General features: G+C 75.2%; 23 protein-coding genes and 1 riboswitch. Of the genes, 7 read left to right on the forward strand and 16 right to left on the reverse strand.

Annotated features, from left to right (window positions below; translation table 11 throughout):
- Positions 1-35 precede the first annotated feature (35 nt).
- Positions 36-1052 carry an NADP-dependent oxidoreductase gene (locus ACFU9A_RS04910; protein ID WP_430574142.1) on the forward strand — a complete coding sequence of 339 codons (1017 nt, stop codon included), beginning with the start codon at positions 36-38 and terminating at the stop codon, positions 1050-1052.
- Positions 1053-1058: 6 nt separating this feature from the next.
- Here ACFU9A_RS04910 and ACFU9A_RS04915 read toward each other — a convergent pair whose 3' ends face one another.
- The 9 genes from ACFU9A_RS04915 to ACFU9A_RS04955 all read right to left on the reverse strand — a co-directional run bounded on the left by ACFU9A_RS04915 (position 1059) and on the right by ACFU9A_RS04955 (position 8328).
- Positions 1059-1790: a class I SAM-dependent DNA methyltransferase gene (locus ACFU9A_RS04915; RefSeq protein ID WP_430574143.1), complete on the reverse strand. Its 732-nt coding sequence runs from the start codon at positions 1788-1790 to the stop codon at positions 1059-1061.
- Positions 1791-1848: 58 nt separating this feature from the next.
- Positions 1849-2334 (reverse strand): hypothetical protein, encoded by a 486-nt coding sequence (locus ACFU9A_RS04920; RefSeq protein WP_430574144.1) that lies wholly within the window; start codon positions 2332-2334, stop codon positions 1849-1851.
- 64 nt (positions 2335-2398) lie between these two features.
- Positions 2399-3598: an O-succinylhomoserine sulfhydrylase gene (locus ACFU9A_RS04925; protein WP_430575341.1), complete on the reverse strand. Its 1200-nt coding sequence runs from the start codon at positions 3596-3598 to the stop codon at positions 2399-2401.
- Positions 3599-3672: 74 nt separating this feature from the next.
- The gene (locus ACFU9A_RS04930; RefSeq protein ID WP_430574145.1) at positions 3673-4149 is read right to left on the reverse strand and encodes a rhodanese-like domain-containing protein; all 477 of its coding nucleotides are present in this window, start codon (positions 4147-4149) and stop codon (positions 3673-3675) included.
- A 257-nt stretch (positions 4150-4406) separates the two neighbouring features.
- Positions 4407-5009, reverse strand: coding sequence for an OmpA family protein (locus ACFU9A_RS04935; protein WP_430574146.1), 603 nt, complete (start codon positions 5007-5009; stop codon positions 4407-4409).
- Positions 5010-5013: 4 nt separating this feature from the next.
- Positions 5014-5673, reverse strand: coding sequence for a hypothetical protein (locus tag ACFU9A_RS04940; protein ID WP_430574147.1), 660 nt, complete (start codon positions 5671-5673; stop codon positions 5014-5016).
- A 98-nt stretch (positions 5674-5771) separates the two neighbouring features.
- Positions 5772-6344 (reverse strand): hypothetical protein, encoded by a 573-nt coding sequence (locus tag ACFU9A_RS04945; RefSeq protein WP_430574148.1) that lies wholly within the window; start codon positions 6342-6344, stop codon positions 5772-5774.
- A 125-nt stretch (positions 6345-6469) separates the two neighbouring features.
- Positions 6470-7672, reverse strand: coding sequence for a protein kinase (locus ACFU9A_RS04950; RefSeq protein ID WP_430574149.1), 1203 nt, complete (start codon positions 7670-7672; stop codon positions 6470-6472).
- On the reverse strand, positions 7672-8328 hold the full coding sequence (locus tag ACFU9A_RS04955; RefSeq protein WP_430574150.1) for an RNA polymerase sigma factor: 657 nt from the start codon (positions 8326-8328) through the stop codon (positions 7672-7674). Before ACFU9A_RS04955 ends, ACFU9A_RS04950 begins: the two co-directional genes overlap by 1 nt.
- A gap of 86 nt (positions 8329-8414) precedes the next feature.
- Positions 8415-8532: riboswitch (SAM riboswitch) on the forward strand.
- Between the two features lie 34 nt (positions 8533-8566).
- Between ACFU9A_RS04955 and ACFU9A_RS04960 the strand changes: the two genes are divergently transcribed.
- Positions 8567-10018 carry an aminotransferase class V-fold PLP-dependent enzyme gene (locus ACFU9A_RS04960; RefSeq protein WP_430574151.1) on the forward strand — a complete coding sequence of 484 codons (1452 nt, stop codon included), beginning with the start codon at positions 8567-8569 and terminating at the stop codon, positions 10016-10018.
- 78 nt (positions 10019-10096) lie between these two features.
- Here the strand turns inward: ACFU9A_RS04960 and ACFU9A_RS04965 are convergent, their stop codons facing one another.
- From ACFU9A_RS04965 to ACFU9A_RS04975, 3 genes are all read right to left on the reverse strand, one after another.
- On the reverse strand, positions 10097-10270 hold the full coding sequence (locus ACFU9A_RS04965; RefSeq protein ID WP_380327194.1) for a CsbD family protein: 174 nt from the start codon (positions 10268-10270) through the stop codon (positions 10097-10099).
- A 96-nt stretch (positions 10271-10366) separates the two neighbouring features.
- Complete coding sequence (locus tag ACFU9A_RS04970; RefSeq protein ID WP_430574152.1) at positions 10367-11023, reverse strand: hypothetical protein; 657 nt, start codon at positions 11021-11023, stop codon at positions 10367-10369.
- A gap of 100 nt (positions 11024-11123) precedes the next feature.
- Entirely contained in the window at positions 11124-12599 is a 1476-nt protein-coding gene (locus ACFU9A_RS04975; protein ID WP_430574153.1) for an amidase, read from the reverse strand.
- Between the two features lie 50 nt (positions 12600-12649).
- Between ACFU9A_RS04975 and ACFU9A_RS04980 the strand changes: the two genes are divergently transcribed.
- From ACFU9A_RS04980 to ACFU9A_RS04990, 3 genes are read left to right on the forward strand one after another with little or no spacing between them, the layout of a single operon-like run.
- Positions 12650-13213 (forward strand): GNAT family N-acetyltransferase, encoded by a 564-nt coding sequence (locus ACFU9A_RS04980; protein ID WP_430574154.1) that lies wholly within the window; start codon positions 12650-12652, stop codon positions 13211-13213.
- A 52-nt stretch (positions 13214-13265) separates the two neighbouring features.
- On the forward strand, positions 13266-14768 hold the full coding sequence (locus ACFU9A_RS04985; RefSeq protein ID WP_430574155.1) for a peptide MFS transporter: 1503 nt from the start codon (positions 13266-13268) through the stop codon (positions 14766-14768).
- An 18-nt stretch (positions 14769-14786) separates the two neighbouring features.
- On the forward strand, positions 14787-16901 hold the full coding sequence (locus ACFU9A_RS04990; RefSeq protein ID WP_430574156.1) for a CocE/NonD family hydrolase: 2115 nt from the start codon (positions 14787-14789) through the stop codon (positions 16899-16901).
- A gap of 3 nt (positions 16902-16904) precedes the next feature.
- Here ACFU9A_RS04990 and ACFU9A_RS04995 read toward each other — a convergent pair whose 3' ends face one another.
- The 4 genes from ACFU9A_RS04995 to ACFU9A_RS05010 all read right to left on the reverse strand — a co-directional run bounded on the left by ACFU9A_RS04995 (position 16905) and on the right by ACFU9A_RS05010 (position 21713).
- Positions 16905-17825, reverse strand: a complete 921-nt coding sequence (locus tag ACFU9A_RS04995; protein WP_430574157.1) for an LLM class flavin-dependent oxidoreductase — start codon at positions 17823-17825, stop codon at positions 16905-16907.
- A gap of 114 nt (positions 17826-17939) precedes the next feature.
- Positions 17940-18974 (reverse strand): MaoC family dehydratase, encoded by a 1035-nt coding sequence (locus tag ACFU9A_RS05000; protein WP_430574158.1) that lies wholly within the window; start codon positions 18972-18974, stop codon positions 17940-17942.
- Positions 18971-20326, reverse strand: a complete 1356-nt coding sequence (locus ACFU9A_RS05005; RefSeq protein WP_430574159.1) for a 3-oxoacyl-ACP reductase — start codon at positions 20324-20326, stop codon at positions 18971-18973. The genes ACFU9A_RS05000 and ACFU9A_RS05005 overlap by 4 nt, the downstream gene beginning before the upstream one ends.
- Before the next feature lie 16 nt (positions 20327-20342).
- On the reverse strand, positions 20343-21713 hold the full coding sequence (locus ACFU9A_RS05010) for an acetyl-CoA C-acetyltransferase (RefSeq protein ID WP_430574160.1): 1371 nt from the start codon (positions 21711-21713) through the stop codon (positions 20343-20345).
- 88 nt (positions 21714-21801) lie between these two features.
- On the opposite strand from ACFU9A_RS05010, the gene ACFU9A_RS05015 reads away from it, so the two are divergent.
- A complete protein-coding gene (locus ACFU9A_RS05015; RefSeq protein ID WP_430574161.1) occupies positions 21802-22551 on the forward strand; it encodes a TetR/AcrR family transcriptional regulator in 750 nt (249 codons plus the stop codon).
- A complete protein-coding gene (locus ACFU9A_RS05020) occupies positions 22548-24659 on the forward strand; it encodes an acyl-CoA dehydrogenase (protein ID WP_430574162.1) in 2112 nt (703 codons plus the stop codon). Before ACFU9A_RS05015 ends, ACFU9A_RS05020 begins: the two co-directional genes overlap by 4 nt.
- Positions 24660-24671: the final 12 nt, after the last annotated feature.

Consider the following 24671-nt stretch of genomic DNA (forward strand, 5'->3'; position numbering starts at 1 on the left):
GTCACCACCCGTACCGGAAGAAGGCTCCACCCCGCATGTCCTCGATCGTCTCCACCCAGGTCCAGCTCGCCGCCCGCCCCACCGGGTGGCCCACGCCGGACGACTTCCGCACCGTCCAGGTCACGTACGGCGACCTGGAGCCCGGCCAGGTCCGCGTGGCCAACGAGTTCGTCTCCGTCGACCCGTACATGCGCGGGCGCATGAACGACGTGAAGAGCTACACCCCGCCGTTCGCGCTCGGGGAGACCATGACGGGCGGCGCGATCGGCCGCGTCGTCGGGTCCGCGTCGGACGACGTCCCGGTCGGCGCGGTGGTGCTGCACCAGCACGGCTGGCGCGACGTCGTCCAGGAGGACGCGCGCGGCTTCCGCGTCGTGCCGGAGCTGCCGGGCGTGCCGCTGTCGCTGCACCTGGGCATCCTCGGCATGACGGGCCTCACCGGGTACGTCGGGCTCACCGCGATCGCGGGCATGAAGCCGGGCGACACCGTCTTCGTCTCGGGCGCCGCGGGCGCCGTCGGCACCGCCGCGGGCCAGATCGCGCGGCTGCTGGGCGCGGGCCGGGTCGTCGGCTCGGCCGGGTCGCCCGAGAAGGTCGAGCTGCTCACGTCGAAGTACGGCTACGACGCGGCACTGAACTACAAGGACGCTCCCGTGCGGGAGCAGCTCCCCGGCCTCGTGCCCGACGGTGTCGACGTCTTCTTCGACAACGTCGGCGGCGACCACCTCACCGCGGCCCTCGACGTGATGAACGACGGCGGCCGCGTGGCGCTGTGCGGCGCCATCGCCGGCTACAACACCACGGACCGGCTGCCCGGTCCGGACAACATGGCGAACCTCATCACCCGCGGGCTCATGCTCAAGGGCTTCACGCTCGCGGGCTACCTGGACCACGCGCCCGCGTTCGGCGAGCTCATGACCGGCTGGTTCGCGGACGGCAAGATCGCCTACGACGAGACCGTCGTCGACGGCATCGAGAACGCCCCGCAGGCGTTCGTCGACATGATGCGCGGCGCCAACACCGGGAAGATGGTCGTCCGCACGGCGCGCTGAGCGCCGTCAGCCGCGCTCGACCGCTCGCGCGACGAACACCCACTCCAGGCCGGGCCGGTCGGGGGCGTCGCGGACCTGCTCGACGACGAAGCCCGCGTCGTCCAGAGACGCCGTGAGCTCGTCGTGCCCCCGGAAGCGCAGCGTGGAGTCGGACTGCAGCACGCGGCCGTCGGGCAGCACGAACGTGCCGCGGAAGGTCACGAGCGGCAGGGACACCTCGAGGAGGTCGGTCCAGCTCTCGACGACGCCGAACCCGGGCACGTCGGTGCGGGCGTGCGTGTGCTCGCGCGTCCAGCGCTCCCAGTACCGCCGGGCCGGGTCGCGGGTCTCGAAGACCAGGCGCCCGCCCGGCGCCAGCGCGGCGCGGACGCCCCGCAGGGTCGCCGCCCAGTCGTCGTCGGTGACGAACACCTGCGCCACGTTCGCCGTCATGGTGGCGAGGTCCACCTCCAGCGGCGGCAGGGTGGTGGCGTCGCCGTGCAGCCAGCGCACGCGGTCGGCGCCGGGCTTGCCCCGCGCGACGTCCAGCGACGCGCGCGCCGGGTCCACGCCCACGACGTCGACCCCCTCCGCCGCGAGCAGGACCCCGAACGTGCCGGTGCCGCAGCCGACGTCGAGCACCCGGCGCGCGCCCAGCTCGCGGGCGAGGGCCAGGTACGCGTCGAGGTCGCTGCGGTCCGGGTCGAGCGGGTCGTACAGCCGGGCCAGCGTGGGGTCGTCGAAGATCGCGTCGGGCACGGTCCGACGGTAGGCACCGCCCGTGCGGCGGGCCAGCGAATTCCGCGGGCGGCCAGGTTCAGCGCAGCCGGGTGTGCGTCATGACCCAGTTGACGGGCGCCCAGCTGTCGCCGCCGTCGAACGAGAAGTCCTGCTCCCACCGGGGGTGCTCGGAGGCCGTGTCGAGCCAGTGGAAGCGCGCGAGCAGCGTCCGGCCGTCGTGCTCGAACGGGCCGACGAAGGTGCCGGTGCCGTCCGTGAACCGCCCCTCGACCGGCGGGTCCAGCTCGCCCGGGTTGCCGGTCGACGCCCACCAGATCCGCCACAGGTCCCGCGCCGGGTCGTAGAGGCGCAGGCTGTGCCCGCTGAACCGCGTCCCGTCCGGAAGGGTGCCCGTCGTGTCGTCGGCGTTCCCGAGACCGTCGAGGATGTGGCCGACCGTGGCCTCGGTCTCGAACTCGGTCCAGGTGTCCGAGGGGCCCGCCGGGTTCAGGGAGTCCCCCCGACGGCGATGACGCACCCGCCACGAGCCGACGAGGAAGTCGAAGTCGTGCATCGAGCCCATGGGTCCTCCAGGTCGTCCGAGGGGCAGGGGCCCGATCCTGGCAGGCGCCTCCGACAGGGCGACGTCAGGCGCGCAGCGCCTGCTCGACGTCCTCGAGGATGTCCCGCGGGTCCTCCAGCCCGATCGACAGCCGCACCGTCGTCTCGGCGATGCCGACCTTGGCGCGGCCCTCGGGGCCGAGCTTGCGGTGCGTCGTCGTGGCGGGGTGGGTGACGATCGACTTCGCGTCGCCGAGGTTGTTCGAGATGTCGACGATCTGCAGCGCGTCGAGGAAGGCGAACGTGCGCTCCTTCGCGGCCTCGGGGTCGGTGCCCTCGGGCACCGCGAGGTCGAACGTCACGACGGTGCCGCCGCCGGACTGCTGCGACAGCGCCAGCTCGTGCTGCGGGTGCGACGGCAGGTACGGGTAGCGCACGGCGGCGATCCCGTCGAGGCCCTCCAGCGCGGTCGCGATCTGGAGCGCGGCGGCGTTCTGCGCGCGGACGCGCAGGTCGAGCGTCTCGAGGCCCTTGGCGAGCACCCAGGCGTTGAAGGGGCTGAGCGACGGCCCGGTGTTGCGGATGAACGTCTGGACGGGGCCCTCGAGGAACTCCTTCGGGCCCAGGATGGCGCCGCCCAGCACCCGGCCCTGGCCGTCGATGTGCTTGGTGGCGGAGTAGACGACGATGTCGGCGCCGAGCGTCAGCGGCTGCTGCAGGACCGGGGTGGCGAACACGTTGTCCACCACCACCTGCGCGCCGGCGGCGTGCGCCAGCTCGGCCACGCGCCGCACGTCCACCAGGTCCTGCATCGGGTTGGACGGGGACTCGAAGAAGACGACGTCGGCGGGGGTCGCCAGCGCCTCCTCCCACTGCGACAGCACGTGGCCGTCCACGTAGTCGACCCGCACGCCCCACTTGGCGAGGATCTCCTCGTAGATGACGTTCGTGGAGCCGAACAGCGCCCGCGCCGAGACGATGCGGGAACCGCTGGAGACGAGCGCGGCGAGCGTCGTGAAGACCGCCGACATGCCGGACGCCGTCGCGTAGCAGGCCTCCGCGCCCTCGAGCAGCCGCAGCCGCTCCTCGAACGTGTGCACGGTCGGGTTGCCGTACCGGGAGTACACGAACCGCGACAGGTCGCCGCGGAACGACGCCTCGGCGTCGGCCGCCGTGTCGTAGGTGTAGCCCTGCGTGAGGAACAGCGCCTCGGACGTCTCCTGGTACTCCGAGCGCCGGTGACCCCCGCGGACGGCGAGCGTCGCCGGGCGGGCGGTGGCGGGCAGGGGCCCGCGGCCCGAGCCGCCGTGGACGACGTCGTCGGCTGCCGGGCCGGTGGGGATGTCCCGGTTCCCGGCGCTCACGCGCGGGCCTCCGCCGCGTCGTCGGTGTCGTCGGCGTAGGTGCCCCAGGGCAGCCCGCGCACCTTCCAGCCCTCGCGGTCGCGGACGCCGTCGAAGCCGGGCCCGCCCTCGAAGCCCTCGAGGATGTTGTACGCCGGCCCGAGCCCGGCGGACGTCGCGAGGCGTGCGGCGCCGATCGAGCGCTGGCCGGAGCGGCACAGGAAGACGACCGGGGCGTCGGCGGTCACGCCGGCGCCGGCCAGGTCGGCGAGGAAGCCGGCGTTGGGGCGCCCGCCCGCCTGGACCCACTCGACGAAGACGGGGCGCTTGCCCGCGGCGGACGTGTCGGGCACGCCGATCGCGCGCCACTCGCCCTCGGTGCGCACGTCGACGAGGACGGCGGCGGGGTCGGTGGCGAGCAGGTCCCACGCCTGCTGCGGTGTGAGGTCGCCGGCGTAGCCGTCGGCGGGGCGGGGGTCGATCTGGGGCGTCATCGCGTTCCTCCCATCGGTCGTGGCGGTAGCACCCTCGTCCGGACCGTCCGCCGCCACGAGGACGACGACCGGCCCGCGGGTTGCTGCGGCGTCGACGTGCCACGTCACTCGGCCGCTCGGGATGGTCGTGGCGATCGTACGACAGCCGTCCGCGTGGTGGTCGTGCGTCTCGCGAAGCGAACGGCCGTGCGCCGGAGGGCGGGCGCCCGCACGGGGTGCCCGCCCTCCCGGGGGGTGCGGCCGACGGGCCGCGGTCGTCAGCCGCCGTAGCGGAGCTCGACGCGCCGGTTCTGCGCGCGGGCGTCGGCCACGGCCTGGGCGTCGCCGGTCTCGGGCGCCTCGAGCCGGGACTCGCCGTACCCGTGGACCTCGAGCCTCAGGTCGCCGCGCGCGGCCCTGACCGCGCCGGCCACGGCCTTCGCCCGCCGCTCCGACAGCTTCTGGTTGAACGCGTCAGAGTCGACGGAGTCGGTGTGGCCGTCGACCGAGACGGTGGCGCCCTCGGGCACGTCCTGGACGAGGTCCGCGACCTTCGCCCTCGCCGCCTTCGACAGCGCGGACTCGCTGGGGTCGAACAGGATGTCCGACGACAGCGTCACGACGGTCTCGGCGCCGTCCGTCGTCGTGTCGTCGACGGAGAGGACGGAGCCCTCGGTCACGTACTCGGTGACCGACCGGACCATGTTCTCCTGCGACGGGTCGCCGAGGTCGAGCGCGCCGATGGCGGGCCAGGCGTAGCCGCCCGCCGGGTCGTCGTCGGCGGCGACGGCGGCCGGTGCGGCGGCGCCCAGGCCCGTCAGGACGGCCGCGGCCGCGGCGAGCGCGCGCCAGGGGTGTCGGGTGCGCAGGTGGGGTCGCATCGGCTCAGTCCTCGAAGGTCAGCGGGACGTCCTCGAACACCGGCATCGAGTCGGCGAGCTTGACGTCGACGGCGGTGATGTCGTCCTCGGGCGCCGCGAAGAACGCCTGGTAGCCGACGGACCGGCCGGGCAGAGCCGTCGTGAAGACGGGGTCGGACCGGTACCACCGGCCGCCCCCGTCGGCCTCGAGCACGCTGTACTCCTTGAGGTTCTCGCGGTCGATGAGGGTGAGGGCGGGGGCCTCCCCGGTGGCGTCGTAGAACGACGCGGGCTGGCCGCCGTCGTCGAACTCAGGGGTCATGACGAGCCGCAGCTCCGTCGTGCGCCCGGAGACCACGACGGACTCGACGCCGATGCGGACCTTCTTGTCCTCGGTCCCCGGGACGGTGAAGGTGGCGTCCGCGATCACGTCGTCCGGGTCGGGGAAGTCGACGCCGGGTCGGCCCGAGCCCCCGCCCGATCCCTCGCCCGATCCCGTGGTCGAGTCGTTCGAGGCCGGGTCCGCGTCGTCCTCCCCGTCCGCGGCGGGCGACGTCGTCGCGTCCGTGACCTGGGCGGTGGCGCCGGCGTCGTCGAACCCGGCGGCGTCGCCCGGGGAGCAGGCGGCGAGGGCGAGCAGGCTCACGACGGCCAGGGGGGCCAGTCGCAGGGGGGAGATTCGCATGATCTGTCCTGTCGGTGAGGTCGTTCGGGACGTGCCTGTCAGGGAGTGCCGGCCGCCGGGCCGGATACATGCCGCGGCGTGCGCGGGGCGGGAGCCGCTCAGTCGTCGTCCTCGCCGAAGTGCGCGACGTGGGCGTGCTGGTGGTGGGCGACGTACAGCCGCAGCTCGACGTCGCGGCCGTCGGCCATCGTGCCGAGGACGCGGTCGATGCGGTCGGACTCGCGGTCGGCGGCGTCGACGACGACGACGCCGGCATGCTCCTTCGTGTCGGCGCCCGACCAGGTGTCGCGCTCGGCGAGCGCACGCTCCGCGCCGGCGACGCCCGCGGCGAGGTCGGTGCCGGTGAGCTTCTCCACCTGCGTGCGGTCGAGGGTGATGACGGTCTTGTAGCCGTCGGAGTAGCGCACCGTGTACGCCGACGCGTCCTTCGCCGACGCCTTCACCGACGCCTTCGCCGACGCCTTCGCCGACGCCTTCGCCGACGCCTTCGCCGACGCCTTCGCCGACGCCTTCGGCTCGGCCTTCGAACCCGTCCTGACCTGCGCCTGCGCGCCTGTTGCCGGGGCCCCCGCGTCGTCGAACCCGGCGTCCGGGCCCGGGGCCGCGCAGGCACCCAGGGCGAGCAGGCCGGCGAGGGCGATCGGCGTGAGTCGGCGGGGAAGGTGTCGCATGGTGTCTCCTGTCGATGGGGTCAGCGGGATCGCTGCTGACACCCGTGAGTCGGAGGCGACGGACGAAAGGTTGCACGCGGACCCGGATCGGTTCCTGCCGGCCTCGCCGTCGGGGCCCCGGAGGGTCACGACCCGGCGGCGACCTCGAGGCGGTGGACGGCGGTGATCGGCGTCCCGTCGGGGGCGCGGGCGTCCAGCACGACCTCCGCGGAGCCGGCCCGGTTGGCGGTGAGCTCCACGGTCTCCTCGTCCGTCGCGTAGGCGCCGTTGGGGAGCGTCCAGACCCAGTGCGCGGCGCCGTCGACGTCCGCCGTGAGCGTCACCGGCGTCCCGACGGTCGCCGTCGCCGGACCGGAGATCGACACGCTGGCCCCGCCCGAGGCCGACGACGGGTGGTCGTCCAGCCAGAGCGTGCCGCCGACGCCGGCGCCGAGACCGAGCGCGGCACCCGCCACGGCGGCGACGACGGCGCGCGCGGGGCGGCGGCGCCCACGTCCCGCGGGCGTGCCCGTGCCCGTGCCGTGCGCCGGGTCGAGGGCGCGCTCGACGTCGGCCAGCCAGGCGGCCGCGTCGGGGTGCCGCCTGGCGGGGGAGCCGGCGAGGCTGCGGCCCAGCGCGGTCGTGAGGGCGCGGGGCGGCGAGGCGCCCTCGGTGAGCCAGGTGACCAGGGCGGACATCGCCCACAGGTCGGCGCGCGTGTCGACGGTGCCGGGGCCGTCCTGCTCGGGTGGCCGGAAGCCCTCCGTCCCGCCCGCGACGGTCAGCCCGGAGCTGAGCGCCAGGTCCTTGCACATGCCGAGGTCGGCCACGACGAGCCGCTCGTCGGCCCGCACGACGGACGAGGCGGCGCCGTCGCCGGCGCCGTCCGGGCTGGTGCGCAGCAGCACGTTGCCGGGGCTGAGGTCGCGGTGCACGAGCTGCGCGGCGTGCACGGCCTCGACCGCCGCGGCGAGCCCGCGGGCGACGGCGAGCACGTCGGCCGGCGTCGCGGTCCACCCGTCGGCGCGCAGCGCGCCGACGCGCTGCGCCAGCGTGCCGCGGTCCGCGTGCTCCAGCACCAGGTACGGCTGCTGGCGGTCGCTCTCGCCGATGTCGTGCACGGCCACCACGTGCGGGCTCGCCACCCGGCGCAGCGCGCGGCCCTCGGCGATGAACCGCTCGCGGATCTCCGGGTTCAGGCTGTGGTTCTCCGCGAGGACCTTGACCACGACGACGTCGTCGAGCCGTTCGTCGACGGCGCGGTGCACGGTGGCGAACGACCCTGCGCCGATCACCTCGCCCACCCGGTACCGGCCGAGGAGCCGCTCGTTCGCGCCGGTCCCGGCCATCAGGGCACGCCCCCGAGCGCCGCCGCCACGAGGGCGCGGCCCCGGGAGATCTGGGACTTCACCGTGCCGACGCTGCGCCCGAGGCGCTCGGCGACGTCGGCGTACGGCAGGCCCTCGATGTCCCGCAGCGTGACGGGCTCGCGGTAGAGCTCGGGCAGCGCGGCGAGCGCGTCGCGCACCGTGGCGCGGGTCGCGAGCAGGGAGCTCATCCGCTCGGACGGGCCGACGTCGTCGTCGGGCAGCGTCGTGGTGGCCCGCTGCCGGCGCAGGTGGTCCACCACCCGGTGGCGGACGATGCCGTGCACCCACGTCGTGACCCGCGACCCGCCCGCGAACGACCGGACCGACGTGGCCACGGAGATGAGCACGTCCTGGCCGACGTCGTCGACGGCCGCCTCGTCGAGCAGCGAGCTGCGCACGAACCGCTGCACGACGCCGGACTCGTCCAGCTGCTCCACCAGCAGCTCCGTGGCGAGCGCGGAGCCGCCGGCGGCGCGGTGCGCGAGCAGGTCGAGCACGTCGGCCGCCTCGTCGCCGGCCGCGGCGCGGGCCGCGTGCCGGGCGCCCTGGGCGTCGCCGGCGTCGAGCGCGTGGGCCACCTCTCCGACGAGGTCCCCCGGGGGCGCGCCTGGGGGCGGGGTGGTCCGGCTGGGCATGCCGTCAGCCTCTCACGCGACCGCATCGTGAGAACTCCGGGGGCCCCGCTTGACGGGGTCGTGGTGCCCCCGCACGATGGTCCGCAGGTCATGAGTGCCAGCGCGAAGCCCCGGCTCGCTGGCCGGCAACCCTCCTCTCGCGGCGGGGTGCCCCGGGTGACGACCTGGCCCCCGCGCCGTCCGGCGCGCGGGCAAGCGCGGGGAGCCACCTCCCCGGCACGACCGAGGAGGACCACGCATGACCACTCTCGCCACCGCGCCCGCCGTCCTGCCGGACGCCGCGCCCACCGCCCCGCCCGTGCACGACGTCGCGCCCGTCCTGCCCGTCGTCGGCGCGGACACGCTCGTCCCGCTCGTGGACGGCCGCCGGGTGCCGTACGCCAACCTCGACGTCGCGGCGTCGGCCCCCGCGCTGCAGGCCGTCGCCGACCGCGTCGCGCGCGTCCTGCCGCTGTACGCCAGCGTGCACCGCGGCGCCGGCTACCTGTCGCAGGTCTCGACGGCGCTCTACGAGACCGCCCGCCGCACGATCGGCGCGTTCGTCGGCGCCCGCGAGGACGACCTGACGATCGTCACCCGCAACACCACCGACTCGCTCAACCTGCTCGCGGGCTGCGTGCCCGCCGACCCGGTGACGGGCGAGCCGGGTCGCGTCCTCGTGCTCGACATCGAGCACCACGCCAACCTGCTGCCCTGGCAGCGCGTCACCGACGCCACGGTCGTGACCGGCGGGCCGTCCGTGTCGGCCACGCTGGCGGAGATCGAGGAGGAGCTGGCCGCGGGGGTCGCCACCGGCCGCCCCTACGCCCTCCTCGCGCTCACCGGCGCCTCCAACGTGACGGGCGAGGCGCTGCCGGTGGCCGACGTGGTCGCCGCGGCCCACGGCGCGGGCGCGCGGGTCGTGCTCGACGGCGCGCAGCTCGTGCCGCACCGCCGCTTCTCCCTCGCGGGCACCGGCGTCGACTACGTCGCCTTCTCCGGGCACAAGACGTACGCCCCGTTCGGCGCGGGCGCCCTGGTCGGGCGGCGCGACTGGCTCGACGCCGGCACTCCCTACCTCGCGGGCGGCGGCGCCGTGCGCCGCGTGCGCACCACGAGCACCGACTGGCACGAGGGCCCCGCCCGGCACGAGGCCGGCTCGCCCAACGTCATCGGCGCGGTGGCGCTCGCGGCCGCGTGCGACGAGCTCGCCGCGCTGGACGCGCGCTCCGCCGTCGAGCACGAGGACGCCCTGCGCCACCGGCTCGTGGAGGGGCTGGGCGCCCTCGACCGCGTCGAGGTCGTGCACGTGTGGGACGACGCCGTCGACCCGGTGGGCGTCGTGACGTTCACCGTCACCGGCTACGACCCGGGCCTTGTCGCCGCGTACCTGTCGGCCGAGCACGGCATCGGCGTGCGCGACGGCCGGTTCTGCGCGCACCCGCTGCTCGGGCGGCTCGGCTTCGACGCCGGCGCCGTGCGCGCGTCGGTGGGCCTGGGGACCGCGGGCGAGGAGGTCGAGCGGCTCGTCGCCGCCGTCGGCGCGCTCGTCACCGCGGGGCCGCAGGCGCAGTACGACGTGGTGGACGGCCTGTGGGTCGTGGTCGACGACCCGCGCCCCGTGCCCGACGGCTCCGGCCTCGAGGGGCTGCTCGCCACCGCCGCGCTCGGCGCGGACGAGGCCTTCGGCTGCCTGCCCGACGACCTCTGACGGTCCGGGGCGCGCCGAGGGCCCGGGAACGACGACGGGGTGCCACCGTGCTGGTGGCACCCCGTCGTCCGCAGTCGGTCAGCCCTTGAACGCGTCCTTCGCGTCGTCCCCCGCCTGCTTGAGGTTCGCGCTGGCCTGCTGGGCCTTGCCCTCGGCCTCTTTCTTCTCGTCGTCGGTGAGCTTGCCCGCTGCTTCCTTGACCTTGCCCTCGGCCTCCTCGGCGAGGTGCTTGGCCTTGTCACCCAGTCCCATCGGGGCTCCTTCCGTCGGACGAACAACCTCAGGAACCGAACGTAGGCGGCCGTCCGCACGCTCGCACCCGGGCGTCTCAGCCCGTGGGCCGCGGCGTCAGGCGGCGACCGCGAACGCCACGCAGAGCGCGGCGACGGTGAGGTCGAGCCCGATGCACCACACGGCGAGGGAGCGGTGCACGACGACGTCGCGGCGGTAGTGCACCAGGTCCCACGCGACGTGCGCGGCGAGGGCCACGGCCGCGACGACGAGCCCGACGCGCGGCGGCATCGCCACCGCGGCGATCGCGACCCCGTAGTACGCGGCCATCGCGACGGCCTGCGCGAGGGTGGTCGGGCGGCGGCGGGCGAGCCCGTAGACCAGGAAGGCCAGGCCGACGACCCCGAACGACGCCCAGCGCGGCACGCCGGCGTACTCGAGGAACGGCAGGACGCTGGCCACCGGGACCATCGCCCAGCCCACCCAGCGGCGGCCGGTGGCGGCGGCCGCGAGGTAGCAGACCGCGGCGACGCCGACGGCGGTGGCCGGCACGGTGGCGGTGGTGGTCTCGGCGGGGGAGCCGCCGGCCGCCTCCCCCTCGGCGCCCAGGCCGAGGACGATGCCCAGGCCGGAGACGATCCCCACGACGATCCACAGGGCGTTGACCCACCAGCGCGTGGTCGCGGGCGTCCCGCGGGCGCCGCTCTCGGTGGTCGTGTCGAGTCGTGCTGCCTGCGGTGCTGCCTCGAACGATGCTGCTTCGGACTCCGGCATGGCGTTCACTCCCTTGTGTACCCCAGAGGGGTATATACCCCTCTGGGGTACCGTAGCGCGGACGGCGCGCGAAGGGAAGGGGTGGGCGCGGACCGGGCTGTCACCAGGCCGGCGGGCGCCGCTCCGGCCAGCGCAGCCGGTCCTCGAGCTGCGCGGCGAGCGCGAGGACGGTCGGCTCGCCCCCGGGACGGCCGATCACCTGCACGCCCATCGGCAGGCCGTCGTCGGTCCAGCGGGTCGGCACGGTGATCGCGGGCAGGCCCGCCACGTTGAGCATCGACGTCCACGGCGTGTACTGGCACTGCTGCTCGAAGTTGCGCTCCGGGTCCTCGGCGTCGAACCAGCCGACGGGCCGCGGCGTCAGCGCGAGCGCCGGCGTGACGACGGCGTCGAACCGCGACACCTGCGCCACGAGGCGGCGCTCGAAGGCGGTGAGCGCGCGCAGCGCCTCCGCGACCTGCCGCGCGGGCACCTCGCGACCGCGCCCGATCAGCCAGCGGGTGAGCGGCTCGAGCCGGTCGAGGCGCTCGGGGTCGTCGAGGGGCACGGCCGAGGCGCCCGCCATCCACAGGGTGCGGAAGGCGGGGCCGTACGCCGGGTCCGGCTCGAGCGCCAGGCCCTCGATCTCGTGCCCGAGCCCGGCGAGCGCGGCGACGCCCGCGTCCAGCGCGGCCCGCGCGGCGTCGGACGTCGTGATGGCGTAGAAGTCGTCCCACGCCGAGTCGGTCGTGACGCCGACGCGGAACCGCCCGCGCACGTCCTCGCCGCCGCTGCCTGCCACCTCGCCCCGGCGCGCCGCGGCCAGGTAGTCGCCGGCGCGGGCGGACGGCGCCCGCAGCGTCAGCGGATGGGCGACCCGGCCGTCGGGAGTCCAGGTGAGCATGCCCTCGAGCAGCAGCGCGGCGTCCTCCGTCGTGCGGGCGAGGGGGCCGTTGACGACCAGGCCGCCCAGGGACTCCTGCCCGGACCCGGCCGGCACCAGGCCGCGGCTGGGCTTGAGCCCGACGACGCCGCACGCCGCCGCGGGGATGCGCACCGAGCCGCCGCCGTCCGACCCGGCCGCGCACGGCAGCAGGCCCGCCGCGACGGCCACCGCGGCGCCGCCGCTCGACCCGCCCGCCCCGAGGGAGGGGTCCCACGGGTTGCGGGCCACCGGCCCGGCGAGCGGCTCCGTGTAGGCGGGGAAGCCGAGCTCGGGCGCCGTCGTGCGGCCGAGGCTGACCATGCCGGCGGCGTCGAGGACCTCGACGATCTCGTCGCTCACGGGCGGCACGACGGCGTCGTCGCCCGCGAACGCGCGGGAGCCGAACCCGGCGGGCACGCCGGCGCGCATCCACAGGTCCTTGTCCCCGCCCGGCAGCCCCCACAGGACGGCGCGGCCGTGCGCGCCGTCGCGCTCGAGGCCCGCCGCCCGCGCGCGGGCGGCGTCCGGCGTGACGGTGACGAACGCCCCCAGGTCCGGGTTGGCGCGCTCGATCCGGGCCAGGAAATGGTCGGCCACCTCCGTCGGGGTGAGCTCTCCCGCGCGCAGCAGGTCGCGCAGCCGGGTGGCGGTCATCTCGTGCAGCTCGTCCATGTCTGCACGCTACCCATCGGCCCGCGCCCGTCGTCGGCGAGGATGGTCCCGTGACCCACGACCTCGTCCTCGCCGGCCACGGCGTGCGCCTCGAACCCCTCGAGCCGCGGCACGCCGCGGCGCTGTTCCCCCTCGTCGACGCCGACCTCTGGTTCGGCATGACGTCGCCCGTCCCCGCGACCGTCGCGGACCTCGAGGCGTGGATCGTGTCGGGCGTCACCACGCCGGGCACGACGGCGTTCGCGGTCGTCGGCGCCGACGGGAAAGTCCGCGGGTCCACCCGCTTCTACGACCGGGCCGCGGGCCGCGTCGAGATCGGCACCACGTTCTACGGTCGCGGCTGGTGGGGCGGCACCACGAACCCGGCGTGCAAGCTCCTGCTGCTGCGGCACGCGTTCGAGGAGTGGGGGCTGCGCCGCGTCGCGCTGCGCGCCGACTCCCGCAACGCCCGGTCGTGCGCGGCCATCCAGCGGCTCGGGGCGAAGCCGGAGGGCGTGCTGCGCAAGCACCGCGTCGCCGCCGACGGCACGGTGGGGGACACCGCGTACTTCTCGATCGTCGACGACGAGTGGCCCGCCGTCCGCGCCGGCCTCCTGGAGCGCCTGGCGCGCTGACCGGACGGGTGCTCGACAGGTCGGCGGCGAGCAGTGGTGGGAGCCTGGACGGGTGACCACCGAGGACGCCGCCACGGCCGATCCCGCCCCGGGCCCCGACGAGCGGGACGACCGGGGATTCTTCGGCCACCCCCGTGGCCTGTCGACGCTGTTCGGCCTCGAGGTGTGGGAGCGGTTCTCGTTCCTCGGGATGCAGGCGATCCTCGTCCTGTACTTCACCGCGACGGTGGCCGACGGCGGCCTGGCCATGGAGTCGGGCAACGCGGCGTCGATCGCGGCGGGCTACGGCACGATGGTCTACCTCGTGTCGGTGGGCGGCGGCTGGGTGGCCGACCGGGTGCTCGGCTCGTACCGGAGCGTCCTGTGGGGCGGCATCCTCATCGCCGCCGGCCACTACACGATGGCGATCCCCGCCGAGGCGTCCACGTGGGCCGGCCTGGTCCTCATCAGCCTCGGCACCGGCCTGCTCAAGCCGAACGTGTCGACGCTGGTCGGCAAGCTGTACTCCACCGACGACGACCGCCGCGACGCCGGCTTCGCGCTCTACTACATGGGCATCAACGTGGGCGCGTTCTTCGGCCCGCTGGTGACGGGCTGGCTGGGCGCGGAGATCGGGTGGCACTGGGGCTTCTCGGCCGCCGCGATCGGCATGACGGCCGGGCTGATCCAGTACGTCGCGGGCCGCCGTCGCATCCCGGGGTACGGGCGCGGGGCCGAGGCGCCGCTGCCGCCCGACGCCGCCCGGCGGATGCGCCGGATCCTCGTCGGCGCGGGCGCCGTCGTCGTGGTCGTGCTGGTGGTGCTGGCGCTGCTCGGGCGGCTGGACGTCGACGGCATCGTGGACGCCCTGACCGTGATCGCGATGGTCGCTCCCGTCGTCTACTTCACGGTGATGTTCCGCAGCCCACGGGTCACCGGCGCCGAGCGGGGGCGGCTGCGCCCGTTCCTCGTGCTGTGGCTCGCGTCCGTCGCGTTCAACTTCGTGCTGTTCCAGGCGTACTCCGTGCTCATCCTGCTGGCCGAGGACCACGTGGAGCGCACCATCTTCGGCTGGGACGTGCCGTCGGCCTGGTTCAGCTCCTACCTCGGTGCCGCGGAGGTGCTGGTCGCGCCGCTCGTCGCGGCGCTGTGGACGTGGCTGGGGCCGCGGCAGCCGCACGCGTCCAAGAAGGTCGCGTTCGGGGCCCTCCTCGGCGGCCTGTCCTACCTGGTCCTCGTGCCGGCGGTGAGCGGGCAGTCCGGCGACTGGCGCATCGCCGTCTGGTGGCTGCTGGTCTCCCTGACGCTGCTGGGCCTCGGCGACGTGCTGCTGCAGACCACCGGCCTGTCCGCCACGACCAAGCTCGCACCCGCCGCGTTCTCCAGCCAGTCGATGGCGGTGTGGTTCCTGTCGATCGCGCTGGCCAACGGCATCCAGGCGCAGACGGTCCGGTTCTACGGCGAGGTGCCCGACGGCGTCTACTTCGCCGTGAACGGTGCCGTGCCGGTGGTGGTCGCGATCGTCGTCCTCGCCCTGTCGCCGTGGATGAAGCGCACCATGCACCCCGTCCACTGAGCGCTCCCCGGAGGCACCATGCGATACGTCACCGACCTGCCCCACGAGACCCGCGTCGAGGACCTCTGGATCCCGCTGGCCGACGGCACCCGCCTCGCCGCGCGGGTCTGGCGGCCGGTCGACCCGGCGCCGGTCCCGGCGATCCTCGAGTACCTGCCCTACCGGCTGTCCGACTGGACCGCGCCGCGCGACGCCCAGCGGCACCCGTACTACGCCGGCCACGGGTACGCGTCGGTGCGGGTCGACATCCGCGGCAGCGGCAACAGCGACGGGCACCAGGACGACGAGTACTCGCCCACCGAGCTCGCGGACGGCGTGGCCGTGGTCGAGTGGCTGGCCGCGCAGGACTGGTGCGACGGGTCGGTCGGGATGTTCGGCATCTCCTGGGGCGGCTTCAACTCGCTGCAGGTCGCCGCCCTCGCCCCGGAGCCGCTCAAGGCGATCGTCACCGTGTGCTCCACCGACGACCGGTACGACAACGACGTGCACTACACGGGCGGCTCCGTGCTCGCCGTCGACATGCACGCCTGGGCGGCCACGATGCTCGCGTTCTGCTCCCGGCCGCCGGACCCGGCGTACGTCGGCGAGGGGTGGCGCGAGCAGTGGCTCGACCGGCTGGAGCACACCGAGCCGTTCGTGCACACGTGGCTCGCGCACCAGACGCGCGACGACTACTGGCGCCACGGCAGCGTCATCGAGGACTACTCCGCGATCTCGGCCGCGGTCCTCGCCGTCGGCGGCTGGAACGACCCGTACCGGGACACCGTGCTGCGGCTCGCCGCGGCGGGCGGCGACGGCGCCCTGCGCGCCCCGGTGCGCGGCATCCTCGGACCCTGGTCGCACCAGTACCCGGACCGCGGCCTGCCGCCCGGCCCCGCCATCGGCTTCCTGCAGGAGACGCTGCGCTGGTGGGACCACTGGCTCAAGGGCGCCGACCGGGGCGTGCTCGACGACCCGCCCCTGCGCGCGTGGGTCAGCGAGTCCGTGCCGCCCGCGACGGTCTACGACGAGCTGCCCGGCCGCTGGGTGGGCGAGCCGTCGTGGCCGTCGCCGCACGTGGCCGTGCGCGAGCTGCCGCTCGCCGCCGGGCGGGACGAGGACGTGCCCGCCGCGGCCCTGCGCACCACGGCCCCGACGGTGGAGGCGCTCGCGGGCGGCCACCCGGTGCCGACGTCGTGGCTGGTGGACTCGCCCTCGCACACGGGGGTGGACGCCGGCCGGTTCTTCCCGTTCGGCAACGACGGCGACCTGCCCCCGGACCAGCGCGAGGAGGACGGCCGCTCCCTCTGCTTCGACTCCGCGCCCCTCGACGAGCCGCTGGAGATCCTCGGCCGCGCCCGGGTCCGCCTGCGCCTGACCTGCTCGGGGCCGAAGGGGCAGGTCGTGGCGCGGCTGTGCGACGTCGGCCCGGACGGCGCGTCCACGCTCGTCACCCGCGGTGTGCTCAACCTGTCGGCGCGCCGCGGTCGTGACCGCGTGGAGTCGTGGGCGCCGGGCGCCACGGAGGAGGTGTCGTTCGAGCTCACCGGCACCGGCTACGCGCTGGCGCCGGGCCACCGGCTGCGGCTCGCGGTCTCGTCCGCCTACTGGCCGTGGGTGTGGCCGCAGCCGGGCGGCGCCGTGCTGGCCGTCGCGGTGGGGGACGGCGCCCTCGAGCTGCCGGTGCACGACCGCGCCGCCACGCACCCGCCCGTCGCCTTCGAGGAGCCGGAGCAGACGCCGCCGCTGGGCGTGGTCTTCGGCGACGCGGACGAGGCCCGGCCCGAGCGCCGCGTGGTGCGCGACGTCGCCGAGGGGGAGTGGCTGCTCGAGGTGGACCCGCGCTACGGCGGCACCCGCACCTACCCGGACGGCCTCGAGTTCACCGAGGACGCGCTGGAGCGGTACTGGATCGGCCCGGACGCGACGAGTGCCAGGACCCGCTCGGACTGGACCGTGCGGCTGCGGCGCGCCCCCGGCGACCCCCTGCCGGCGGGCCTGCCGGGCGGCTGGGACGCGAGCGTCGTCACCCGGTCGGAGATCACCTGCGACGAGCACGCGTTCGTCACCGAGAACGAGGTGGTCGCGCGCGACGGCGACGAGGTGGTCTTCGAGCGGCGCTGGACCCGCACGATCCCGCGCACCGCGGGCTGACGCCTACCGCAGCAGCGGCGCGACCTCCTCGCCGAGGAACGCGGCGAAGCCGTCCAGGTCGGGCTCGTCGAGGGTCGGCTGCGCGACGACGGTCGTGACGCCGAGGTCGACGAAGCGGCGCAGGCCGTCGGCGACCTCCTCGGCGGAGCCCCAGGTGGCGTGGTCTCCGAGGACGTCGTCGGACCCGGCGTCGACGTCCCAGCGGGCCAGGGAGCGGCGCAGCCGGTCGGCCGCGCCTGCGCCGGTGGCCACCTGCGCGAAGGCGACCGTCCGGAACGGGTGCTCGCCCTCGGGCGCGGACTCCGCGACCGGGGGCAGGCCGGCGGCGGCGCGCCCCTCGTCCACCAGCGCGACCGCCTGGCGGGCCCCGGAGACGCCGGCGTCGCCGTCGATGACGACGCCCTGGGCGACCTCGCCCACCAGGCGCAGCGTCCTGGGCCCCTTCGCGGCCGCGACCACGAGGGGTGCGACGGCGGGCGGCCAGTCGAGGGCGACGTTGTCGAGCGTGACGTACCGGCCGGAGGTGGTGACGCGCTCGCCGGCGAGCAGGGCCCGCAGGGCGCCGACCTGCTCGCGCATCAGCGTCAGCGGCGAGCCCACGCGCGCCCCGACCTGCCCCATCCAGTCCTGCACGCCGTGCCCGACGCCCGGCACGAAGCGGCCCGGGAACATCCCGTCGATGGTCGCGGTCTCCATCGCCGTGAGGGCCACGTTCCGCAGCGGCAGCGGCATGACGCCGATCCCCACGGACAGCCGCTCCGTGGCGGCCAGCATCGCGGCCGCGGCGCTCGGGCCGGACTCGAGGAAGCAGTCCTCCCACAGCCACACCTCGTCGAGGCCGGCGGCCTCGGCGGTGCGGGCGAACGGGACGAACCGCGAGGGCGGGTTGCCGTAGGGCGCGAGGATGCAGCCGAGAGTCGCCATGCGCCGATCCTGCCGCACGCCTCCGCCGCCGAACAGGCAGTTGACACCGTGATCGCGCAATCTCGGGTGCGATCACGGTGTCGGCTGCCTGTTCGGCAGGCGGGCGGAGCCCGGTCAGAGCGGGGTGACGGTGCCGCGGAAGTGCTGGCGGCCGCGGCCGCCGTTCCAGCCGACGTACGCGAAGCCGGGGGCCTCGGGCTCCGGCGTCACGGCCACGTCGACGGTGCCGGGCAGCAGCACCGGCGAGGCGAACTCGACCGTCCACCGGTAGGCGTCCCCGCGAGCGTGCCCGACGTCGGCCAGCGCGCGGGCGGCGGTGTACATGCCGTGCGCGATGGCGCGGGGGAACCCGAACGCCTTGGCGGACAGGGCCGACAGGTGGATCGGGTTCCGGTCGCCGGAGACCGCGCCGTACGCGCGGCCGGTGCCCGGGCCGAGCGCCCAGCGGCCGGTGGGCAGCGGGGGCGTCCACGTGCCGGCCGGCGCGCGCTCCTCGCCGTCCTCGGGCTCGGCCGCCGCGGCGTCGGAGGCGTCCGCCTCCGCGGTCCACGGCAGGTGGAACCCCTTGGCGAGGTACGTCGACACACCGCGCCACACGGCCGGGCCGGCCGGATCGTCCTGTCGGCGCACCTCGGCGACGAGGTCCACCTGGACGCCGCGCTTGTGCGGCCGCAGGTTCTCGGCCCACGCGCGCACCTCGAGCACGTCGCCGAGCACCACGGGACCCCGCACGACGACGTCGTTCGCGAGGTGCACCATGCCGAGCAGCGGCAGCGGGAAGTCGCCGCGCACCATGACCGCCGTCGCCAGCGGGAACGCGAGCACGTGCAGGTAGCCCGCGGGCAGGACGTCGGTGACCGGCTCGTGCAGCAGCCGCTGGTAGTCGTGCAGGTGGTGGGCGACGTCGGCCGTCGGCACCCCGGAGACGCGGTAGGCGACGTCGGGCAGCGTGAGGGGCGGCTCCTCGCCGTCCCCCTCGCCGGTCCGGCCCTGGCCGATGACGGGCAGCCCCGGCATCGCGCGGCCGGCGGCGATCCGTCCGGACGCGGCGGCGCCGCGCGCGTACAGGCCGCCGAGCCCGGGGAGGGTCGGCAGCGTCTCGACGCGCAGCGGCTCGCCGGCGCTGGTGGCCGGCGCGGCCGCCGTCACCGCCCCACCAGGTTCTGCCCGCACACGCGCAGCACCTGACCGTTGACGCCCGCGGCCGCGGGGGAGCAGAGGAAGGCGATCGCCTCGGCGACGTCCACCGGCTGCCCGCCCTGCTGCAGCGAGGAGACGCGGCGCGCGACCTCGCGGGTGGCGAACGGGATCGACGCCGTCATCTCGGTCTCGATGAAGCCCGGCGCCACGGCGTTCGCGGTGCCGCCGCGCGCGGCGACGAGCGGGGCGGTGGCGCGCGTGTGCCCGATGACGCCTGCCTTGGAGAACCCGTAGTTGGTCTGCCCCTTGTTGCCGGCGATGCCGGACGTCGACGCGAGCGACACGATCCGCAGGCCGTCGACGCCCTCGCCCCCGTCGAGGCCGAGCAGCTGGTCGTTGATCCGCAGCTGCGCCTCGAGGTTCACGGCGATGACCGAGTCCCACTGGGCGGGTTTCATGTTGGCCAGCAGCTTGTCGCGCAGGATCCCGGCGTTGTGCACGACGACGTCGAGCCCGCCGTGGCGGGTGCGCGCGTGCTCGAGGATGCGGCGGCCCGCGTCCTCGGCGGTCACGTCGAGCTGCAGCGCCGTGCCGCCCACGGCGTTGGCGGTGCGGGCCAGGCCCTCGCCGGCGGCGGGGACGTCCACGCAGACGACGGTGGCGCCGTCGCGGGCCAGCGTCCTCGCGATCGCCGCTCCGATGCCGCGGGCCGCGCCGGTGACGACGGCGACCTTCCCGGCCAGCGGGTGGTCCCAGTCGGCGGGGAGGTCGGCGTCCGCCGGCCCGACCGGCAGCAGCTGCCCGTCCACGTACGCGGAGCGGGCGGACAGGAAGAAGTGCAGCGTCGCCAGGGTGGAGGCGGCGTCGACGGCGGCGCCGTCGGTGAGCACGATGCCGTTGCCGGTGGCGCCGGCGCGCAGCTCCTTGGCCAGGGAGCGCAGGAAGCCGTCCACGCCGTTGCGGGCGGCGGCGAGGGCGGGGGCGTCGCCGGCGGCGGCCTCGCGCGAGACCGTGATCACCCGGCCGTTGCCGGCGAGCCGGCGCAGCACGGACCCGACGGCGAGGACGGCCTCGGAGACGTCGGTGGGCCGGGCGGCCTCGGTGAGCACGAGGAGGACGGCGCCCCAGCGGGCGTCGTCGGTGGGCTGGCGGCGCACGTCGAGGCCCCAGCCCAGCAGCTCCTTGGCGAGGGTGTCCGCGTCGCCGGTGGAGGCGGCGTCGGAGACGACGAGCACGGGCCCGACGGTCAGCGGGTCGCCCGCGCGGAACCGCCGCAGGACGGCGGGGCGGGGGAGGCCCAGCTTCTTGGCGAGCGTCTTGGTGAAGCCGCTGTTGACGGCACGGGTGTAGGAGTCGGTCATCTCGTTCCTTCTCCGCTCAGACGGACTCGACGACGGCGGTGGCACCGAGGCCGCCCGCGGCGCAGATGGAGATCAGGGCACGGGCGGGCTCGCCGGACTCGGCCGCCTTCGCCGCCACCAGCTTCGCCGCCGTGGCGAGGATGCGCCCGCCGGTGGCCGCGAACGGGTGACCCGCGGCGAGCGAGGAACCGTTCACGTTGAGCTTGTCGCGGTCGATGCTGCCGAGCGGCTCGTCGAGGCCGAGCTCCGCCTTGCAGTAGTCGGCGTCCTCCCAGGCGGCGAGCGTCGTGAGGACGGTCGACGCGAACGCCTCGTGGATCTCGAAGAAGTCGAAGTCGCCGAGGGTGAGGCCGTTGCGGGCGAGCAGGCGGGGCACCGCGTGCACCGGCGCCATGAGCAGGCCGTCGTGGCCGTGCACGAAGTCGACGGCGGCGGTCTCGGCGTCGACGAGGCGGGCGAGCACCGGCAGGTCGCGCTCCGCGGCCCAGTCCGCCGAGGCGAGCAGCACGGTCGATGCGCCGTCCGTGAGGGGGGTGGAGTTGCCGGCCGTCATGGTGGGCTCGGCCGGCTCCGCGAGGCCGCGCCCGAAGACCGGCTTGAGACCGGAGAGCTTCTCCATCGAGGTGTCGGCGCGCATGTTGTCGTCGCGGGTCAGGCCGCGGAACGGCGTGACGAGGTCGTCGAAGAACCCGGCGTCCCAGGCGGCGGCGAGGTGCTGGTGGCTGGCGAGCGCGACCTCGTCCTGCGCGCTCCGGGAGATGCCCCAGCGCGCGGTGGTGATCGCCTGGTGCTCGCCCATCGACAGCCCGGTGCGGGGCTCGTCCGTGGCCGGGGTGAGCGGCTTGAGGTCGGACGGGCGGATCTTCGCGAACGCCTTGAGGCGCGCCTGCAGCGTCTTGGCGTGCGAGGCGTCGAGCAGCGCGCGGCGCAGCCCCTCGCTCACGGCGACGGGTGCGTCGGAGATGGTGTCGGTGCCGCCGGCGATGCCGGACTCGATCTGTCCGAGGCGGATCTTGTTCGCCACCGTGATGGCGGCCTCGAGGCCCGTGGCGCACGCCTGCTGCAGGTCGAAGGCGGGCGTCTGCGGGGACAGCGAGGAGCCGAGCACGGACTCGCGCACGAGGTTGAAGTCGCGCGAGTGCTTGAGGACGGCGCCGCCGACGACCTCGCCGATGCGCTCGCCCTGGAGGCCGTAGCGGGCGACGAGACCTTCGAGCGCGGCGGTGAACATCTCCTGGTTGGAGGCGTCGGCGTACTTCTTGCCGGCCCGGGAGAACGGGATGCGGTTGCCGCCCACGATCACGGCGTCACGCACGCCGGCGGGGGCGGACGAGCTCGCGGCGCGGGCGGTGGTCCGGGAGGTGCCGGACGGCTTGCGTGTAGCCACAGGGGTAGTTCCTTCACTCCGTCGGTCAGGTAGGACTCACAGTACCTGATACTCTCAGTCTCGTGAGACGAGTCACAAGGTGCGGCCGATGACGGCCGCAGAGCAGCTCGACGCCCGCTCGAACCAGGAATCTCGATCGGCCCTCGACGGTCGTTCGACGCGCTGGGACGATCATCGTGCCGCGCGGCGGGCGCAGCTCGTCAACGCCGCGCGCAAGGCGGTGCACCGCGGCGGGCCCGGGGTCTCGATGGACGAGATCGCGTCCGAGGCGGGCACGTCGAAGTCGATCGTCTACCGGTACTTCGACGACAAGGCAGGGCTGCGCCTCGCCGTGTCCGCGCACGTCGTCGCGACGATGCACGACGCCCTCCGCGAGGCCGCCGAGGCAGCGCCCACCCCGCACGCCGCGCTGCGCGCGATGGTCCGCGTCTACCTCGAGATGATCGAGCACTCGCCCAACGTCTACTGGTTCGTGACGCGCACCGCCATCGGCGGCAACGAGCCCGCGCCGGGAGCCGCCGGCACCGGGCAGGTCGAGGCGCTCGGCGCGTACCTCGACTCCGTCATCGAGCTGGTGGCCGAGCCGTTCGCCCGGGCCGTCCAGGTGGCGCCCGGCCTCGCCGCCGCGTGGGCCGCGGGCGCCGTCGGCTTCGTGCGCGGCGCCGGCGAGTGGTGGCTGGGCCACGAGGGCCCCGGACGCCTCACCCGGGAGGAGCTCACCGAGCAGGTGACGCTCTGGCTGTGGACCGGCCCCGTCGGCGTCCTCCACCACGAGGGCGCGACGCCTCCCCAGACCTCCCTGACCTCCGACCCCGCACAACCGCAGGAGAACCGATGACCACGACGTCCGACCGCCCCGCGACGACGCACGCCACCGCCGGCGCGTCCGCCCCCGCGCCGTCCTCCGCCAAGGCGACCGCGCGCGTCGACGTCGCCGGCCTGTCCGAGCAGCTGCTCGGCCGGTGGCCGGAGTGGCGCCGGCACGCCCGTGCCCGCTCGACCGACCCGACCTTCTGGAAGGACGAGTCGCTGTCGATGGCGGAGCACCGCGAGCGCGTGCTCGAGCAGATGAAGCTGCTCGCGACCGACCCGAAGCACCAGGTGTGGCTCGGCTACCCGACGCGCCTCGGCGGGGCGGACTCCCCGGGCGCGAACCTGGCGGGCTTCGAGGAGCTCGCCGTCGCCGACCCGTCGCTGCAGATCAAGGCGGGCGTCCAGTGGGGCCTGTTCGGCTCGGCGATCCTGCACCTGGGCACCCCGGAGCAGCAGGACCGCCTGCTGCCGGGCGCCATGGACCTGACCGTGCCGGGCGCGTTCGCGATGACGGAGATCGGGCACGGCTCGGACGTCGCGTCGGTGGCCACGACGGCCACGTACGACCCCGAGACGGAGGAGTTCGAGATCCACACGCCGTTCCGCGCGGCGTGGAAGGAGTTCCTCGGCAACGCGGCCGTGCACGCCACGGCGGCGACCGTCTTCGCGCAGCTGATCACGAACGGCGTCAACCACGGCGTGCACTGCTTCTACGTGCCGGTGCGCGACCCGGAGACGATGGAGTTCCTGCCGGGGATCAGCGGGCACGACGACGGCCTCAAGGGCGGTCTGCGCGGTGTGGACAACGGGCGCCTCGCCTTCGACCACGTGCGCATCCCGCGCTCCGACCTGCTGGCCCGCTACGGCGCGGTCGCCGCGGACGGCACGTACTCGTCGTCGATCGACAGCCCCGGGCGGCGCTTCTTCACGATGCTCGGCTCGCTCGTGCAGGGCCGCGTGTCGCTGGACGGCGCGGCGTCGACGGCGTCCAAGCTCGGCCTGGCCATCGCCGTGAAGTACGGCGCCGAGCGCCGGCAGTTCACGTCGGCGTCGCCGATCGAGGAGACGGTGCTGCTGGACTACGCGACCCACCGCCGCCGCCTCTTCCCGCGCATCGCGGAGACGTACGCGACGCACTTCGCGCACGACCGCCTGCTCGACCTGTTCGACGACGTGTTCTCCGGCGAGAAGGACACCCCGGAGCACCGCGAGGACCTCGAGACGATGGCGGCGGCGCTCAAGGCGACGTCGACGACGTTCGTCCTCGAGACCCTGCAGGAGGCGCGCGTCGCCTGCGGCGGTGCCGGCTTCATCACCGAGAACCGCATCACGAGCCTGCACCACGACATGGACGTGTACGCCACGTTCGAGGGCGACAACACGGTGCTGCTGCAGCTCGTGGCGAAGCGCCTCGTGGGCGACTACGCGAAGGCGCTCAAGGGCGCGACGTCGACGCCGGCCGGCATCGCCCGGTTCGTCGTCGACCGGGCCGCGGACGCCGCCCTGCACCGCACCGGCCTGCGCCGGGCCGGCCAGGCGATCGCCGACGTCGGCGACCCGCGCCGCGCCGCCGGGCACCTGCGCGACGCCGAGACCCAGCGCGAGCTGCTGGCCGACCGCGTCGCGACGATCGTCGAGGACGTCGCCATGGCCCTGCGTCCCGCGCAGAAGGCCGACCCGGTCACCGCCGCGCGGATCTTCGACGAGAACCAGGTGCAGCTCGTCGAGGCCGCCCGGGCGCACGCGGACCTGCTGCGGTGGTCGGCGTTCACCGACGCGCTCGAGCAGGTCGAGGACGCCGGCACCCGCCGCGTCATGACGTGGGTGCGCGACGTCTTCGGGCTCACGCTCATCGAGCGCAACCTCGCCTGGTACCTGCTCAACGGGCGCCTGTCCGTGCAGCGTGCGCGCACGGTGACGTCGTACGTCGACCGCCTGCTCGACCGCCTGCGCCCGCACGCCGTCGACCTGGTGGACGCGTGGGGCTACGGGCCGGAGCACCTGCGGGCCGTCATCGCGTCGGGCATCGAGGCGGAGCGGCAGGACGAGGCGCGCGCCTACTACGCGCAGCAGCGTGCCGACGGCACGGCGCCGATCAGCGAGAAGGCGCTCAAGAAGCAGAAGCGCTCCTGACGTCGGTCGCGC

Origin of the sequence: Isoptericola sp. NPDC057653, from assembly GCF_042799955.1 — a bacterium.
Lineage (GTDB): Bacteria > Actinomycetota > Actinomycetes > Actinomycetales > Cellulomonadaceae > Isoptericola.

Excerpts from the sequence above, each read along its gene's own strand:
- ACFU9A_RS04965 (WP_380327194.1), bottom strand. The coding sequence starts at position 10,270 with ATGGGACTGGGTGACAAGGCCAAGCACCTCGCCGAGGAGGCCGAGGGC.
- ACFU9A_RS04950 (WP_430574149.1), bottom strand. The coding sequence starts at position 7,672 with ATGGCCGGGACCGGCGCGAACGAGCGGCTCCTCGGCCGGTACCGGGTG.
- ACFU9A_RS04910 (WP_430574142.1), top strand. The coding sequence starts at position 36 with ATGTCCTCGATCGTCTCCACCCAGGTCCAGCTCGCCGCCCGCCCCACC.
- ACFU9A_RS04970 (WP_430574152.1), bottom strand. The coding sequence starts at position 11,023 with ATGCCGGAGTCCGAAGCAGCATCGTTCGAGGCAGCACCGCAGGCAGCA.
- ACFU9A_RS04940 (WP_430574147.1), bottom strand. The coding sequence starts at position 5,673 with ATGCGAATCTCCCCCCTGCGACTGGCCCCCCTGGCCGTCGTGAGCCTG.
- ACFU9A_RS04955 (WP_430574150.1), bottom strand. The coding sequence starts at position 8,328 with ATGCCCAGCCGGACCACCCCGCCCCCAGGCGCGCCCCCGGGGGACCTC.
- ACFU9A_RS04935 (WP_430574146.1), bottom strand. The coding sequence starts at position 5,009 with ATGCGACCCCACCTGCGCACCCGACACCCCTGGCGCGCGCTCGCCGCG.
- ACFU9A_RS05015 (WP_430574161.1), top strand. The coding sequence starts at position 21,802 with ATGACGGCCGCAGAGCAGCTCGACGCCCGCTCGAACCAGGAATCTCGA.
- ACFU9A_RS04930 (WP_430574145.1), bottom strand. The coding sequence starts at position 4,149 with ATGACGCCCCAGATCGACCCCCGCCCCGCCGACGGCTACGCCGGCGAC.
- ACFU9A_RS05005 (WP_430574159.1), bottom strand. The coding sequence starts at position 20,326 with ATGACCGACTCCTACACCCGTGCCGTCAACAGCGGCTTCACCAAGACG.
- ACFU9A_RS04990 (WP_430574156.1), top strand. The coding sequence starts at position 14,787 with ATGCGATACGTCACCGACCTGCCCCACGAGACCCGCGTCGAGGACCTC.
- ACFU9A_RS04995 (WP_430574157.1), bottom strand. The coding sequence starts at position 17,825 with ATGGCGACTCTCGGCTGCATCCTCGCGCCCTACGGCAACCCGCCCTCG.
- ACFU9A_RS04960 (WP_430574151.1), top strand. The coding sequence starts at position 8,567 with ATGACCACTCTCGCCACCGCGCCCGCCGTCCTGCCGGACGCCGCGCCC.
- ACFU9A_RS04945 (WP_430574148.1), bottom strand. The coding sequence starts at position 6,344 with ATGCGACACCTTCCCCGCCGACTCACGCCGATCGCCCTCGCCGGCCTG.
- ACFU9A_RS05020 (WP_430574162.1), top strand. The coding sequence starts at position 22,548 with ATGACCACGACGTCCGACCGCCCCGCGACGACGCACGCCACCGCCGGC.
- ACFU9A_RS04920 (WP_430574144.1), bottom strand. The coding sequence starts at position 2,334 with ATGGGCTCGATGCACGACTTCGACTTCCTCGTCGGCTCGTGGCGGGTG.
- ACFU9A_RS04975 (WP_430574153.1), bottom strand. The coding sequence starts at position 12,599 with ATGGACGAGCTGCACGAGATGACCGCCACCCGGCTGCGCGACCTGCTG.